Origin of the sequence: Microcella alkalica (assembly GCF_014595885.1) — a bacterium.
In the GTDB taxonomy this organism is placed as follows: Bacteria; Actinomycetota; Actinomycetes; order Actinomycetales; family Microbacteriaceae; genus Microcella; species Microcella alkaliphila_B.
The window spans coordinates 858,343-872,207 of sequence record NZ_JABUKC010000001.1 but is presented as its reverse complement, the minus strand read 5'-3'; the positions used below and the strand labels follow the sequence as shown (position 1 = coordinate 872,207).

The window sequence follows — 13,865 nt, the reverse complement described above, 5'->3', positions numbered from 1 at the left end:
CGCTCCGCCACGCGATCGTTATGCGACCGTGCACGTTCTGGGTTCACGGATGTTCGCTCGACGAACACGGGCCCGCACGCACCGACGCGGCCGCGCCCCCACAGGCGCGACCGCGTCGGGGATCAGGGGCGCTAGGAGGCCGGGTGCACCTCGTTCACGCCGGAGGACTTCTTGGCCGCGTTGACCGCGACGATGCCGAAGCCCACCTTGTTGAGCACGTCGGCGATCACGTAGATGATCGCGGCGGCGCTTGCGGCGAGACCGAGGTCGCTGCCGCTGAGCTCGAGGAACTCTTGCGTCGCCGTGCCGAGCGGATAGATCGACCAGCCGATGATGACGAACAGCCGCATGATCGAGACCGCGCGCTGCACGTGCTCGGGGGCGCCCGTGGCCTTGATGCCGAAGATCGCGTAGACGATGTAGAGCCACGCGAGCACCGAGATCACGAAGAAGATCACGTTGCCGGCGGAGCCCGGCTCGCCGACCTCACCGAGGTAGCCGGTGACGATCATGATGATGTCGGCGATCACGAGCCGGGTCACGAGGCCCTTCTTCGCCGCGCCCGCCAGCGCGACGATGATGCCGAACTCGATGAGCAGCAGCGGGGTCGTGATGAGCCAGTCGATGTACCGGATGGGGGCCGTCGCCTCGACCGTCGCCGCGTCGATGGCACCGCCCGGGAACTGGACGATGTCCTTCATGACGTAGTACAGCACCGCGGCCACGAAGGTGATCACGGCGGCGTAGGTGGCGACCGAGCGCAGCTCGGGCTTGAGGTCGTTGCGCTCGAGGATGAACCACACAGTGCCCGCCGCCATCGCGACGAAGCCGAGCATGAAGAACGCCTGCACAAGTTGGAAGTCCACAATTCTCCTTCGAATCGTGTGAAGCGCCGCTCGGGGGCGAGCGGCGAAGTGACTCCATCGGGTTGTGGGCCCCTCCGGCGGTTGACGCTCGAAAGCTACTCCGCTGCGTCGGAATCCACCCCCAGCACGGCTTGAGGGCACTGAGTGTCGCCTGCGAAAAGACTGCATGCATCTGCATCGAATCGAGGGTTCTTGCTGGATGCCGTGCCACGGTGGACGCAGTGCCCCACTCGGGGCCCCGAGAAGGAGGAGACCGTGACGAACGATCCGTTCTGGCGACTGCCCGAGGTGCCCCTGTTCACCCTCGAGAGCCCCGACGTCGCCGACGGCGACGACCTGCCGCAGTGGGCGCGCAGCGGCATCGCCGGCGCCGGCGGGGAGGACCGCTCCCCCGCGCTCGTGTGGAGCGGCGCGCCCGACACGACGCAGAGCTACGTCGTCATGATGTACGACCCCGACGCCCCCACCGGCAGCGGCTGGTGGCACTGGGCCGTGCACGGCATCCCGGCGTCGGTCACCTCGCTGCCGCAGAACGCCGGCGACCCCGACGCGGGCCTGCTGCCCGAGGGCGCCGTGACCGTCGCCAACGAGCTGCGCCTGCAGCGCTTCCTCGGCGCTGCGCCTCCCGCCGGCCACGGCGACCACCGCTACTACTTCATCGTCAACGCGCTCGACGTGCCGAGCCTCGAGGTGCCCGAGGACGCCACGCCGGCGCTGCTCGGCTTCATCCTGCGCGAGCACCTCGTCGGGCGCGCCGTGCTGACCGGGCTGTCGCGGACCGAGTAGCGGCCGGCGCGACGCCCGCCGCGATCGCGTCGCGAGGCGAGAACGACGGATGCCCGCCCCCGGGATCGGGAGCGGGCATCCGTCGTTCGTGCGATGCGTCGCGAGCTACGCGTCCTCGCCCTCGGCGGGAGCCTCAGCGGCGCCCTCCTCGTCGGCGAGCACGGGAGCCAGCGAGAGCTTGCCGCGGTCGTCGGTCTTCGTGATCTCGACGAGGATCTTCTGACCCACGCTGAGCACGTCCTCGACGTTCTCGACGCGCTTGCCACCGGCGAGCTTGCGCACCTCGCTGATGTGCAGCAGGCCATCCTTGCCCGGCATGAGCGAGACGAAAGCGCCGAAGGCCGCGAGCTTCACGACCGTGCCCAGGTACTGCTCGCCGACCTCGGGGTTGATCGGGTTGGCGATCTGGTTGACGCGGGCGCGGGCGGCCTCGGCCGAGGGGCCGTCGACGGCGCCGATGTAGACCGTGCCGTCCTCCTCGATCGAGATCTGGGCGCCGGTCTCGTCCTGGATGGCGTTGATCGTCTTGCCCTTGGGCCCGATGAGCTCGCCGATCTTGTCGACCGGGATCTGCACGCTGATGACGCGAGGCGCGGTCGGCGCCATCTCGTCGGGGGCGTCGATCGCCTGGTTCATGACCGCGAGGATCGCCAGACGGGCATCCTTCGCCTGACCGAGGGCCTGGTGCAGCACCGACGAGGGGATGCCGTCGAGCTTGGTGTCGAGCTGGATGGCCGTGACGAACTCGCTCGTGCCGGCGACCTTGAAGTCCATGTCGCCGAGCGCGTCCTCCGCGCCGAGGATGTCGGTGAGGGCCGCGTAGCGCGTCTCGCCGTCGACCTCGTCGCTGATGAGACCCATCGCGATGCCCGCGACAGGCGCCTTGAGCGGCACACCGGCGTTGAGCAGCGACAGCGTCGAGGCGCAGACCGAGCCCATCGAGGTCGAGCCGTTCGAGCCGAGGGCCTCGGAGACCTGACGGATCGCGTAGGGGAACTCCTCGCGGCTCGGCAGCACCGGCACGAGTGCGCGCTCGGCGAGGAAGCCGTGGCCGATCTCGCGACGCTTCGGGCTGCCGACGCGGCCCGTCTCACCGGTCGAGTAGGGCGGGAAGTTGTAGTGGTGCAGGTAGCGCTTGCTCGTCACGGGGTTGAGCGAGTCGATCTGCTGCTCCATCTTCAGCATGTTCAGCGTCGTGACGCCGAGGATCTGCGTCTCGCCGCGCTGGAAGATCGCCGAGCCGTGCACGCGCGGGATCACCTGGACCTCGGCGTCGAGCGCACGGATGTCGGCCAGGCCGCGGCCGTCGATGCGCACGCCCTCGGTGAGCACGCGGTGGCGCATGATCGTCTTCGAGACGCCCTTGTAGCCGGCGCTGAACTGCGCGAGCGCCTCCTCGGGCAGCTCGCCCGCCTCGACCTTCTCGGTGATCTGCTGCTTGACGCGGGCCTTGAGCTCGTCGTCAGCGTTCTGGCGCTCGACCTTGTCGGCGATCTGGTATACGCGAGCGAGCTCGTCGTGCGCGATCGCGTCGATCGCGGCGTACAGCTCGTCGCTGTAGTTTACGAAGACGGGGTACTCCTGCACCTCCTTGGCGCTCTGCGCGGCGAGCTGCTGCTGCGCCTTGACGAGCTGGGCGAGGAACGGCTTCGCCGCCTCGAGGCCCTCGGCCACGACCGACTCGCTCGGCTTGATGGCGCCGCCCTGAATGAGGTTCCAGCTGCCCTCGGTCGCCTCGGCCTCGACCATCATGATCGCGACATCCTCGGAGCCGTCGGCCTTCGTGACGATGCGGCCGGCGACCGTGAGGTCGAAGACGGCCTCGGCGAGCTGGCTGTGCTTCGGGAACGCGACCCACTGGCCGGTGCCGTCGCTCTGCGGCATGAGCGCGAGACGGATGCCCGCGATCGGGCCGCTGAACGGCAGGCCCGAGATCTGCGTCGAGGCGCTCGCGGCGTTGATGGCGAGGGCGTCGTAGAACTCGTCGGGCGCGATGCTGAGCACCGTGATAACGATCTGCACCTCGTTGCGCAGGCCCTCGACGAACGAGGGGCGCAGGGGGCGGTCGATGAGGCGGCACACGAGGATCGCCTCGGTCGAGGGACGGCCCTCGCGGCGGAAGAACGAGCCGGGGATCTTGCCCGCGGCGTACGAGCGCTCCTCGACGTCGACCGTCAGGGGGAAGAAGTCGAAGCCCTCGCGAGGGTGCTTGCCGGCGCTCGTGGCGCTCAGCAGCATGGTCTCCTCGTCGAGGTAGGCGGCGACGGCGCCCTGCGCCTGCTGGGCGAGACGGCCGGTCTCGAATCGGACGGTGCGGGTGCCGTACTTGCCGTTGTCGAGCACGGCCTCGGCGAACTTGATCTCAGGACCTTCCACGAGGTCTCTCTCCTTTGCATCTGCGCACGGGCATCCGTCAGGGATGCGCGCGCGACGCGCGGAGCAGGAGCGGGCAGGAAGGGACGTCGGCGAGTGTGCCGCCGGGTCTGCTCTGGCCAACAGTAGACATCCACCGTTCCTCCAGCCTCGGGGGCTGCGGGACGGGAGATCACCACCGGTGACCAGCTTCGAGCCGGCCTGCTCCGTGCGGTCTTCGTTTGTGCGGCGCGGAATCGCACCGCTCATCAGGCTATCAGCACGGCGTGTCGCGGCCTAGTCTCCTGCGCGCGGGGCGCGTCACGCGGGTCGCGACTAGCGCAGACCCGCGCTCGGCGGAGGCCCCTCGAGGTCGACGATCGGCACGCCCACGGCGAGCGCGAAGGCCTCGACGCGCACGGGTTCGAGGGCCTCGCCGATGGGGGTCGCGATGCGGCCGGACTCGATGATCCAGTGCTCGGGGCGCCGTCGTCGCTCGTCGACCCACCGGCCGATGGCGAGCTCGTGGCCGTAGGAGTGCTCGGCCACCGCGAAGGGGGCTCGCACGACGAGTGCCCAGCCATCGGAGCGCAGACTCGTGCGCCAGCGCGTCGTGATCTGCATCATGCTCGCCGCGACCACGAGGAAGGCCCCGAGCGTGACCGCGATCGCAAGACCCGTGAGGATGCCCGGGGGCGCCGCTCCGACGACGAGCACGGCGGCCGCCGCCACCATCGCGATCGCGGCGAGCGCCAGGCGCAGCCCCCATGGGCCCGCCCCGGCCCGCACGACCGCGGTCGGTCGCAGCAGGCCCTCCTCGCTCGTCATGCCCTCATTGTGCGGCGCACGGCCGGGGCGCGGGATGGGAGCGCGCTGAGTGCTCAGCGGTCGATGACGGGCAGCGGCAGCGCGTCGAGCGCGAGGCCAGGGTCGGGGCAGGTCGCGCGCATCGCCTCGCGGTCGAGGAGGCTCACCCCGGAGACCGCGACGATCGAGAAGATGTCACGCGGCCCCTCGAAGCTGCGCGGGCGGTCGCGGATGGCGTCGATGACGGGCGCAGTGTCGGCGAGCTCGAGCCGACCGCCGAACGATCGCACGCAGGCCGGCAGCACCACGCTCAGCTGATGGTCGAGCCAGCGCGCCTCGATCGGCCCGCCGAGCGAGAACTCGGGCGTGAACGGCGGGAACTCGTGGCGGCACAGCGCCTCTGCGTCCGCTGGCTCCCACGGCTGCTCTCCCTCGACCGCCGGCTGGCCGACGTCGTCGACCTCGCGACCGAGCTCGTCGCCGATGCACTGCAGCAGGCGCTGGCGGTACTGCGTGGGCTCGACCCACTCGGTGAAACGGAACTCGAGCGGCGGTGAGTCGGGGAACCGCTCCCGCAGGTCGCGCTGGGTGATCTGCGCGCTGTCGTACCAGATGCCGACGAGGCGCTCCGCGCGCTCGGCCTGCACGAGCTCGAGGCTCACGCTCGCCGGCTCGACGCCCGAGCATCCGCCCGCGCCGATCGCGACGGCAGTCGCGAGGGCGACGATCGGCGAGCGACGCGGGGCGCGCCTCACGGCACGATCTCCGGCGGCTCGAGGTCGAGCAGCACCTGCCCCGGGTCGGGGCACAGTCGCTGCACCCGCATCGTGGCGGAGGGGTCGCCGACGATCCGCACGTGCGGCCAGACGCTCTGCATGGGGCTCACCGCGCGCCCGACGCTCGTGGGGTAGATGGCGCCGTCGACGGCGGCCTCGACGTCGGGCACGACGATGCGCGCGCCGAAGCCCCGCGCGCACGCCGGCAGGCCGATGAGCAGCTGCTGGCGCACCCACTCGCGCTCGACCGGCCCGCCGAACGGGTAGAGACCGCTCCAGGGCTGCAGCGAGAGGCCGCAGCCGATGTCGGCGACGGGGGCGCTCCACGCCGGCTCCGTGGGCGGCACCGGGCCCACCTGCAGCAGGCCCTGCGTCTCGGTCACCGTCACCTCGCGACCGAGCGCCTCGGAGAGGCAGTCGGCCCGGGCCTCGTCGAGCGCCTCGACCGGCACCCACCGGTCGAAGGCCACGGTAAGGTCGGCCTCCGGCCAGCGCTCGCGCACGAAGCGCGTCGAGTTCGCGGCGGCGGCGCGCCACTGAATCGACACGATCTCGGAGCGCTCGGCGACGACGTCGTCGAGCCCGAGCGGCTCCGTCCGAGCCGCGGTCGACGCCACCAGAGCGGACCCCGCGACGATGGTCGCGACGACGGCGGCCGAAGCAGCGATCGCCCCGAGCACCCTCCGCGCGCTCACGAGCCCGCCCCGTCGAGCAGCGCCTCGGGCGAGGGGCAGCGGGAGGCGGCGGCCGCCCGCTCGAGCGGGTCGGGCCCGACGAGCGCGTACGGGTCGTACCGCTCGGGCGTGCGCCAGCCCGAGGCGAAGCCCTCCTCCGTGGGAGGCGGCGCGACGGCCCACCCGTGGCGGGCGAGGCAGGCCGGCAGCGCGGAAGTGGCGTAGTCGAAGGCCCACGGCACCTCGATCGCGCGCACCGACTCGGCGAACCAGCTGCGCACCGGGTAGCGCCCCTGGCAGTCGAAGGTGGCGACATCGACGTCGAAGAGCTCACGAGCGGAGTCGACGTCGACACCGCTGAAGTCGATGCGCTCGCCGCTGTCGGCCGCGCGCGCCCCCGGGAACCCGGCGTCGGCGAGGCACTCGGCCATGAGCCCGCCCCACTCGGCGTAGTCGACCCAGCGCACGATGCGCACCTCCGGCAGCGAGACCGGCCCCCACTTGGCGCGCACCGCCTCCGCGAAGCGCGTCATCGCGCGCTCGTGAGCCTGCTCGGCCACCCGATCGCGCTGCTCGGCGACGCGCCCCAGGCGGTCGCGCGCGTCGGCCGACGGCACGGCGCACCCGGCGAGGATGCCCACAGCCGCCACCGACGCGAGCACGGCGCCCAGCACCCGCCGTCGCGGGCGCGCGCGCATGCCGCGACCGAGGCGACGCTGCTCGAGCATGCCGCCAGCGTGCCACGCCGCGCCCGGGATTGCGCCGGGAATCGGGGCCGCGCCGCGCTCAGCGGGAGCGGCGCCGGCGCAGCAGGTCGAGCATCCAGCTCACGGCGACGGCGACCGCGACGACGACGAGCACCGCGCGAGCCACGCCGCGCGCCGCACCCAGGGCGGGCGACGCCGCGGCGACGAGCAGCCCGATGAGCAGCAGGGCGACCGCGAGACGGCCGGGGCGGATGCGCGAGAGCGGCGTCGGTCGGCGGCTCACCGGCGGCGCAGGCCGTCGCCGAGGCGAGCGAGCACCCGGTCGATGACGAGACCGGGGTCGCCGTCGTCGTTGCTGGCCCACCAGACGAGCGCCTGATGCGCAGCGAGCACGACGACATCGCCGACCATGGCGGCCTCGGGGCCGTCGGGGTCGAGGCCGTCGCGCTCGACGAAGGCCTGCCGCACCGTCGCGCGCGCCTCGGCGAAGCGCACGACGCCGTCGGCGTAGAGCGTGTGGTTCTCGCCGATGAGGCGCAGCCGCTGGCGCGTGACGGCGACGTACTGCTCCGGGATCTTCGCGGCGGCGACGTAGGCGGTGCGCACGGCGTCGAGCGCCGGCACCTCGGGGTCGACCTGGGCGAGCTCGTGCTGCAGCAGGGCGATGAACTGCTCGGTGCCCGCCCAGACCAGCGCCGCCTTCGCCGGGAAGTGCCGGAAGATGGTGCGCCGGCTGTGGCCGACGACGCGGGCGATGTCCTCCATCGTCACGACGTCGTAGCCCTGCTCGCGGAACATGTCGAGGGCGACGTGCGAGACGCGATCGAGGTCGAGCTCGACGGGGCGGCCGCGGCGGCGTGGTTCGTTCATCCGAGCCACAGTAGCCCCCTCCGGGGGCGCCTCGCGCGGAAGTGCCACAATTCCGATCGTTCCTGTTCGCAGAACGACGAAGGCCGCCTCCCGGTGACCCGGGGGCGGCCTTCGCGCAAGAAGATCGCGGTCTCATCGACCGCTCGCGCGATGCGCTAGCGGCGCAGACCCAGACGCTCGATCAGCGAGCGGTAGCGCTCGATGTCGACGTTCTGCAGGTAGCCCAGCAGACGGCGACGCTGACCCACGAGGAGCAGCAGGCCACGACGCGAGTGGTGGTCGTGCTTGTGCGCCTTGAGGTGCTCGGTCAGGTCCTTGATGCGCTGCGTGAGCATCGCGACCTGCACCTCGGGGGATCCGGTGTCACCGGGGTGCGTCGCGTACTCGTCGATGATCGCCTTCTTGACCTCTGCATCCAGAGCCATAGGTGATCCCCTTCCTCCTCGTTGCGCGGCGCCCTGAGCGGGATGCTCGGGCTCTCTTTCTCCGCGGCCGTTCGACGGCAACCTCCCGATACTAGCAGTCGCCCGGGCGGGCGCCGAGCATCCGCCGCCTCGACCGCACGCGCAGACAGCGAGCGGTCGCGCGTGCCAGGATGCTCACGACGCCGCGAGCCGACGACGGGAGGCCGGATGCTGCTGCCGCTGCTGCTCGACGTGCTCCTGCTGCTGCTGCTCGTCGGCGCGATCGCCCGCGGGGCGGCCTCGGGATTCCTCTTCACGCTCGGATCGGTGATCGGCGCGAGCGTCGGCGCCGTGCTCGCCTTCCTGCTCATCCCGCCCATCACGACCTGGATCTCCGAGCCGATGTGGCGCGCCGCCGCCGTCTTCGTCGCGATCGTGCTGTTCGTCGTCGGCGGCCTCACGCTCGGCGAGCGCCTCGGGCACCGCTGGCGTCGAGGCGTCGCCCGGCGCGCCCGCCCCCTCGACCGCGTCGGCGGCGCGCTTGCGGGCGGCGTCGTCTCGCTGCTCGTCATGAGCCTGGTCGGGTCGACGGTGACCGCGCTCGGCATCCCGCTCGTCTCGACGACGACGGCGAGCTCGACCGTGCTGCGCACGATCGACCGCTTCACGCCGCCGCCCGTCGCGAGCGCGCTCGGGCAGGTGCGCGGGCTCGTCGTGAGCGAGGGCATCCCCCGCATCGCCGACGCGCTCGGCGACGTCGCCCCTCCCCCGCCCCCGCAGATCGACGCCCAGAACCCCGAGCTGCGCCGGGCCGGGCAGTCGGTCGGCCGCATCACGGGCTCCGCCTACTCGTGCGGGCAGGTGCAGTCGGGCACCGCGTTCGTCATCGCCGACGACCGACTGCTCACCAACGCGCACGTCGTCGCGGGCGTCGCCGAGCCGACCATCGAGTTCCCCGGCGTGGGCGGCCTGCCGGGGCGCGTGGTCTACTTCGACGGCGAGCAGGACATCGCCGTCGTCGCCGTCGACGACCTGCCCGTCGAGGAGCTCGCGATCGGCGACACCCTCGAGGTCGGCGCCGTGGGAGCCGTGCAGGGCTACCCCTGGGGCGGACCCTTCGTCTCCGGCGGCGCGGAGGTCGTGCAGGTCGGCACCCTCAGCACGGCCGGCATCGACGGCGAGGGCTCGTACCCGCGCGACACCTACACGCTCGCCGCGGACGTCAACCCCGGCAACTCCGGAGGGCCGCTGCTCGCGCTCGACGGCGCCGTCGTCGGCATGATCTTCGCGAAGGCCCAGAACCGCGACGACGTCGGCTACGCGCACACCATGGCCGAGCTCGACCCGGTGATCGCGGCCGCTCCCGACCTCAGCGAGCGCGTCAGCACCGGCAGCTGCCAGCGCTGAGCGCCGGCGGCGGCAGGGTCAGGACCTTCGGCCCTGACGCGCGCGGCGCGCGAGAGAGTGCAATGAGGGCACCTCGAAAGGAGCCCGCCATGACCATCGGACTCGGCCCCGTCACCGAACTCAGCGTCGACGAGTGCTGGCGCGTGCTCGCCGACCACTCCCTGGGCCGCCTCGCCGTCACCGCCGCCGGCACCGTCGACATCTTCCCCGTCAACTACGCGGTCGACGACCGGATGCTCTACTTCCGCACCGCGCCGGGCACCAAGCTGCTCGAGCTCTCCATCAACGATCGCGTCGCCTTCGAGATCGACGGCGCGAGCGAGCGCGAGGCGTGGAGCGTCGTCGTGAAGGGCGTCGCCGAGCGCGTGGAGCTGCAGAGCGAGATCGACGCGGCCGACCGGCTGCCGCTGCAGCCGTGGGTTCCGACGCTGAAGTACCGGTGGGTGCGCATCCGCCCCGTCGAGCTGACCGGGCGCCGCTTCGAGCGCGCCCCCGAGCCCGAGCGTTACTGACACCCGGTGCGGGTGCGGCACACTGATGCCATGACCGACACGCCCGCGCCGCGCCCGCCCCTGCCCCTGCTGCTGCTCGGAGCGCTCTCGATCGCCCTCGGCGTCGCCGCCCTGGCCTGGCCGCAAGCCACCCTGCTGACGCTCGCGCTGCTGTTCGGCGTGCACCTCGTGCTCGTCGGCGGGCTGCGGCTCTGGGTCGCCTGGCGCGGACACGAGCTGCCGCGCGCGCTGCGCTGGTTCGTCGGCGTGCTGGGCCTCGCCGTGCTCGCGCTCGGCGTCGTCACGATCGCGAACCCCGCCGGGCAGCTCACGCTGCTGGCCTACCTCATCGGCATCGCGTGGATCATCGACGGCGTCGCGGCGCTGTTCGGCGGCATGCCCGACGCCGCGATCGTGCCGCGGGGCCTCGCGATCGCGACGTGCGTGCTCTCGATCGTCGCGGGCATCCTCGTGCTCGCGATGCCCGGGGCCGCGCTCGCGACGGTGCTCATCGTCGGTGCCGTGTTCCTCATCGTCGCCGGCCTGCTGCTCGTGCTCGTCGGGGTGCTCGCCCGTCGCGCCGCCCGCTGAACAGCCGGCGACCGGCCGCGCCGCGAGACTCAGACGTCGAGCGCGCCGCGCACGATCGAATCGCCCGAGTGCGCCGGGTCGCCGTCGACCGGCTCGAGGCTCACGTCGACGATCGGGTACTCGCCCAGGTCGATGCCCGCGGGGATCGCGAACTCGCCCGAGTCGCCCTCGAGCAGCCCGAGGCTGATGAGGCCGTCGACCTCGGGGGTCAGCAGCCACACCTCGCGCACGCCCTCCGCCTCGGCGGCGTCGGCGACCGTGATCGACACCACGCGCTCGCCGTCGGGGCGCTCGAGCACGACCGCCTCGCCGGAGGCGCCGGCCCAGGCCGGCAGCGCGTCGAGCGAGGCGCTCGCGAGGGTCACCGGCGGAGCTGGCCGCAGCGCGTCCCAGGAGAGGGCGACGGTCGCCACGAGCGCGGCGGCGGCCGCGACACCGACGAGGGGCGCGATGAGGCGACGGCGGCGGGAGCGCCGCGCACGGGCATCCGCCAGATCGGCGACGGCCGACGGTCGCTCGGCCGCGGACTCGCCCTCACCCGGACCGGCGGGCGACGGCGCCGAGGCGAGCACGGCCGGCAGCGGGGCGGGGGGCCCGGGCCGCAGGTCGGCCGGCAGCCCGAGCTCGCGCTGGATGCCCGCCCAGACGCTGCTCGGCGGTGAGACGAGCGCGCCCTGCCCGAGGGTCGTGCGAGCGACGCTCGCGGCGCCGCTGAGGGCGTCGAACTCGGCCCGGCAGGCCGCGCACTCGCCCAGGTGCTGCAACTCGGCCTCGCCCGCGGGCGCCTCGCCGATGGCGAGGAGCGCGAGCGCGTCGGCGTCGAGGTGCGCCCAGGGCGCGTGCGTGTCGCGGTCAGGCGTCCGCTGCTCCATGGCTCACCTCCATGCGGTCTCGGAGCCTCGCGAGGCTGCGTCTGATGTGGGACTTCACCGTGCCGACTGGGAGCCCCAGTCGGTCGGCGATCTGCGTGTGCGTCAGGTCATCGAAGAATGCCAGCTCGACGACCTTGCGCGGCACGGGCTCGAGTCGCGCCATCTCGTCGGCGACCACCAGCCGATCGGCGAGCGCCACGTCGGGCGCCGGGGCCTCGTCGCTCGCGGTGATGGCCGTGAGCTGCTCGGTGATGGAGCGCTCGCGGGTGCGCGCCTCGTACGCGTCGGCGATAACGTTGCGGGTGATGCCGACGAGCCAGGCCGAGAGGCTCGCCCGTGACGGGTCGTAGCGCTCGCGGCTCTGCCAGGCCTTCACGAAGACGCGCTGCGTGGCGTCCTCCGCGTCGGGCACGTCGCCGAGCGAGCGCAGGGCGAGCGAGTAGACGAGTGAGCTCCAGCGGCCGTAGACGTCGGCGAGCGCTCGCTCCTCACCCCGCACGAAGCGGCGGGCGAGCTCGGTGCCGTCATCGACCGCTGTCTCCACCTGGCGGCTCCGCTCCTGCTGCGTCGACCGACCGGCGCGGGTGCCGGTCGTGCGCGTCATGGTAGCGAAGGAAGCTGTCACGAGAGTCGTTCCGCCGTGACGATCACGTTGTCCTCGTAGCGGCCCACGCCCCCGTTGTAGCTGGAGTCGTAGTCGCCGCCGCAGGTCACCATGACCAGGTGGGGCTCCCCCGTCGTCGTGAACACCCGATCGAGCGGGACGTCGTCCTTCGGGATCTGCTCCACGGTCGCCACCCGGTACTCGTGTCGGACGCCCTCGGCATCGACGAGGGAGACGAGCTGCCCGGGCTGCGCGTCCAGCAGCCGCAGGAACGGCCCCTCGCCCTCGGCGACGGTGAAGACGTGCGAGGCGAGCACGGTCGCGCCCTGGCTCGCGCCGGGGCCAGCGCTGTACTGGTACCACCCGGCGTCGAAGGCGCTGCGCGGCAGCGCCATCTGGCCGCGCTCGTCGAGGCCCTGCGGCTCGACGTCCATCTCGATGCCGAGGTCGGGCACCGACAGCGAGACGGGGGCGGGGGCGACCCGGGCGGCGAGGGCGTCGAGCGCCTCGCGCGGGTCGGTGAAGGCGGTGGACGTCGGCGTCGGCGACGCCGAAGGGCGCTGCTCCGGAGCCGCGTCGGGCTCCGGAGCAGCGCAACCGGCGAGGAGCAGGAGGCCGGCGACGGTGAACCCGATCGCCCGCACCGACCTCCCGCTCATCGACATGAGATGCAAACCGTCTTAGCGCTCGGCGCCGACGGTCTGACGACGGACGACCACGGCACCGGCCGCGAGCGCGAGCAGGAGCGCCGCGCCGAGGGCGATGAGGCCGCCGTTGTTCTGCTGGCCGAGACCGGCCTCACCCGCGGGCACGCCGGCCGGGGTGGCGCCCAGGCCGTCGATCGTGAAGATCACGGCGCTGTAGGTCTCGTCCTCCATGGGGCCGAAGGCGTGCACGAAGATGTTCGTGCCGGCGGGCAGCTCGACGTCGCCGAGCTCGATGGCGCGCGTGTCGGTGCCGGCGAGGACGACGTTGATGTCGGCGTAGGTGTCGGCAGCGAGCGGGCCGAGGACGATCTCCTCGCCGTTCGCGAGGTCGCCGGCGAGCTCGGTGTCACCGCTGCGGACGTCGACCGCCGGGGCGTCAGCCGTGTGGCGCACCGTGATCTTGCCCTGGCCGGCGGGGATCTCCGAGATGTCGTTGACGAAGGCGCCGAGCGTGAGCTCGCCACCCTCCTGCGGCTGCGCGACAGCGGTGTAGCTCGTGTTGGCCTCGAGCGTTACGTCCGCCTGGATGGCGACGTTGGCCTCGTCCTGCGGGTCGGTGCCCGTGGGAACGATCGTGAACGTGTAGTCGCCAGCGGGCAGGTCGAGCGGGCCGGCCACGTCCATGGGCTCGAAGCCCTCCAGGACCGGGTCGCCCGTGACGTCGGCGTAGACGTCGACGGTGACGCCGGGAACGGCGTGGACCACGTACAGGTCGGCCGAGGTGTCGCTGATGGCGTTCGCGGGAGCCGCGACGCCGACGGTGGCGAGGGCGGCGACGCCCAGGCCCGCGAGAATTCGATTGCGCATGGTTCCTCCAGTGATCGGCCCCGTGGGGCTCGCGCCCCTTGCGGGGTCAAGGCGGGATTCGCCTTACAGTGATCACTTCCGGCGCAGGTGCCCGGACGGATGCGGCTCAAGCTGAGAGAGAACCGGGAGGATGCTGGTCGAACG

Annotated in this window: 17 protein-coding genes; 4 read left to right on the top strand and 13 right to left on the bottom strand. The window is 72.4% G+C overall.

The annotated features are described in order from the left end of the window. Positions 1 to 131: 131 nt before the first annotated feature. The gene (locus ID804_RS04245) at positions 132 to 866 is read right to left on the bottom strand and encodes a bacteriorhodopsin (RefSeq protein ID WP_169077670.1); all 735 of its coding nucleotides are present in this window, start codon (positions 864 to 866) and stop codon (positions 132 to 134) included. A 255-nt stretch (positions 867 to 1,121) separates the two neighbouring features. Between ID804_RS04245 and ID804_RS04240 the strand changes: the two genes are divergently transcribed. Continuing rightward, positions 1,122 to 1,652 carry a YbhB/YbcL family Raf kinase inhibitor-like protein gene (locus tag ID804_RS04240; protein ID WP_169077669.1) on the top strand — a complete coding sequence of 177 codons (531 nt, stop codon included), beginning with the start codon at positions 1,122 to 1,124 and terminating at the stop codon, positions 1,650 to 1,652. Between the two features lie 105 nt (positions 1,653 to 1,757). Here ID804_RS04240 and ID804_RS04235 read toward each other — a convergent pair whose 3' ends face one another. The 8 genes from ID804_RS04235 to rpsO form a co-directional block, all read right to left on the bottom strand. After that, positions 1,758 to 4,028 (bottom strand): polyribonucleotide nucleotidyltransferase, encoded by a 2,271-nt coding sequence (locus ID804_RS04235; protein WP_169077668.1) that lies wholly within the window; start codon positions 4,026 to 4,028, stop codon positions 1,758 to 1,760. 312 nt (positions 4,029 to 4,340) lie between these two features. Then, entirely contained in the window at positions 4,341 to 4,832 is a 492-nt protein-coding gene (locus ID804_RS04230; protein ID WP_169077667.1) for a hypothetical protein, read from the bottom strand. A 53-nt stretch (positions 4,833 to 4,885) separates the two neighbouring features. Further along, on the bottom strand, positions 4,886 to 5,566 hold the full coding sequence (locus tag ID804_RS04225) for a hypothetical protein (protein WP_169077666.1): 681 nt from the start codon (positions 5,564 to 5,566) through the stop codon (positions 4,886 to 4,888). Then, positions 5,563 to 6,282 (bottom strand): hypothetical protein, encoded by a 720-nt coding sequence (locus ID804_RS04220; RefSeq protein ID WP_169077665.1) that lies wholly within the window; start codon positions 6,280 to 6,282, stop codon positions 5,563 to 5,565. Before ID804_RS04220 ends, ID804_RS04225 begins: the two co-directional genes overlap by 4 nt. Continuing rightward, positions 6,279 to 6,989: a hypothetical protein gene (locus ID804_RS04215; RefSeq protein WP_169077664.1), complete on the bottom strand. Its 711-nt coding sequence runs from the start codon at positions 6,987 to 6,989 to the stop codon at positions 6,279 to 6,281. Before ID804_RS04215 ends, ID804_RS04220 begins: the two co-directional genes overlap by 4 nt. A 58-nt stretch (positions 6,990 to 7,047) precedes the next feature. Further along, on the bottom strand, positions 7,048 to 7,251 hold the full coding sequence (locus tag ID804_RS04210; protein WP_169077663.1) for a hypothetical protein: 204 nt from the start codon (positions 7,249 to 7,251) through the stop codon (positions 7,048 to 7,050). Then, a complete protein-coding gene (locus tag ID804_RS04205; RefSeq protein WP_169077662.1) occupies positions 7,248 to 7,838 on the bottom strand; it encodes a TetR/AcrR family transcriptional regulator in 591 nt (196 codons plus the stop codon). The genes ID804_RS04210 and ID804_RS04205 overlap by 4 nt, the downstream gene beginning before the upstream one ends. Positions 7,839 to 7,993: 155 nt before the next feature. Beyond that, complete coding sequence (rpsO, locus tag ID804_RS04200; RefSeq protein WP_169077661.1) at positions 7,994 to 8,263, bottom strand: 30S ribosomal protein S15; 270 nt, start codon at positions 8,261 to 8,263, stop codon at positions 7,994 to 7,996. Between the two features lie 207 nt (positions 8,264 to 8,470). On the opposite strand from rpsO, the gene ID804_RS04195 reads away from it, so the two are divergent. The 3 genes from ID804_RS04195 (at position 8,471) to ID804_RS04185 (ending at position 10,731) form a co-directional block, all read left to right on the top strand. After that, positions 8,471 to 9,649, top strand: coding sequence for a MarP family serine protease (locus ID804_RS04195; RefSeq protein ID WP_169077660.1), 1,179 nt, complete (start codon positions 8,471 to 8,473; stop codon positions 9,647 to 9,649). An 89-nt stretch (positions 9,650 to 9,738) separates the two neighbouring features. Next, a complete protein-coding gene (locus tag ID804_RS04190) occupies positions 9,739 to 10,161 on the top strand; it encodes a pyridoxamine 5'-phosphate oxidase family protein (RefSeq protein WP_169077659.1) in 423 nt (140 codons plus the stop codon). Positions 10,162 to 10,191: 30 nt separating this feature from the next. Then, positions 10,192 to 10,731: an HdeD family acid-resistance protein gene (locus ID804_RS04185; RefSeq protein WP_169077658.1), complete on the top strand. Its 540-nt coding sequence runs from the start codon at positions 10,192 to 10,194 to the stop codon at positions 10,729 to 10,731. 29 nt (positions 10,732 to 10,760) lie between these two features. Here the strand turns inward: ID804_RS04185 and ID804_RS04180 are convergent, their stop codons facing one another. From ID804_RS04180 to ID804_RS04165, 4 genes are read right to left on the bottom strand one after another with little or no spacing between them, the layout of a single operon-like run. Further along, positions 10,761 to 11,603 carry an anti-sigma factor gene (locus ID804_RS04180; protein WP_169077657.1) on the bottom strand — a complete coding sequence of 281 codons (843 nt, stop codon included), beginning with the start codon at positions 11,601 to 11,603 and terminating at the stop codon, positions 10,761 to 10,763. Next, positions 11,584 to 12,207 carry an RNA polymerase sigma factor gene (locus tag ID804_RS04175; protein WP_169077656.1) on the bottom strand — a complete coding sequence of 208 codons (624 nt, stop codon included), beginning with the start codon at positions 12,205 to 12,207 and terminating at the stop codon, positions 11,584 to 11,586. Before ID804_RS04175 ends, ID804_RS04180 begins: the two co-directional genes overlap by 20 nt. Positions 12,208 to 12,224: 17 nt before the next feature. Beyond that, a complete protein-coding gene (locus tag ID804_RS04170; protein WP_169077655.1) occupies positions 12,225 to 12,866 on the bottom strand; it encodes a class F sortase in 642 nt (213 codons plus the stop codon). 21 nt (positions 12,867 to 12,887) lie between these two features. Then, positions 12,888 to 13,721, bottom strand: a complete 834-nt coding sequence (locus tag ID804_RS04165; protein ID WP_169077654.1) for a DUF4397 domain-containing protein — start codon at positions 13,719 to 13,721, stop codon at positions 12,888 to 12,890. Positions 13,722 to 13,865 lie beyond the last annotated feature (144 nt).

What these genes read in the sequence shown, in the direction of transcription:
- ID804_RS04230 (WP_169077667.1), bottom strand. Translation starts at nt 4,832, where the DNA reads ATGACGAGCGAGGAGGGCCTGCTGCGACCGACCGCGGTCGTGCGGGCC.
- ID804_RS04215 (WP_169077664.1), bottom strand. Translation starts at nt 6,989, where the DNA reads ATGCTCGAGCAGCGTCGCCTCGGTCGCGGCATGCGCGCGCGCCCGCGA.
- ID804_RS04205 (WP_169077662.1), bottom strand. Translation starts at nt 7,838, where the DNA reads ATGAACGAACCACGCCGCCGCGGCCGCCCCGTCGAGCTCGACCTCGAT.
- rpsO (WP_169077661.1), bottom strand. Translation starts at nt 8,263, where the DNA reads ATGGCTCTGGATGCAGAGGTCAAGAAGGCGATCATCGACGAGTACGCG.
- ID804_RS04195 (WP_169077660.1), top strand. Translation starts at nt 8,471, where the DNA reads ATGCTGCTGCCGCTGCTGCTCGACGTGCTCCTGCTGCTGCTGCTCGTC.
- ID804_RS04190 (WP_169077659.1), top strand. Translation starts at nt 9,739, where the DNA reads ATGACCATCGGACTCGGCCCCGTCACCGAACTCAGCGTCGACGAGTGC.
- ID804_RS04185 (WP_169077658.1), top strand. Translation starts at nt 10,192, where the DNA reads ATGACCGACACGCCCGCGCCGCGCCCGCCCCTGCCCCTGCTGCTGCTC.
- ID804_RS04180 (WP_169077657.1), bottom strand. Translation starts at nt 11,603, where the DNA reads ATGGAGCAGCGGACGCCTGACCGCGACACGCACGCGCCCTGGGCGCAC.
- ID804_RS04175 (WP_169077656.1), bottom strand. Translation starts at nt 12,207, where the DNA reads ATGACGCGCACGACCGGCACCCGCGCCGGTCGGTCGACGCAGCAGGAG.
- ID804_RS04170 (WP_169077655.1), bottom strand. Translation starts at nt 12,866, where the DNA reads ATGAGCGGGAGGTCGGTGCGGGCGATCGGGTTCACCGTCGCCGGCCTC.
- ID804_RS04165 (WP_169077654.1), bottom strand. Translation starts at nt 13,721, where the DNA reads ATGCGCAATCGAATTCTCGCGGGCCTGGGCGTCGCCGCCCTCGCCACC.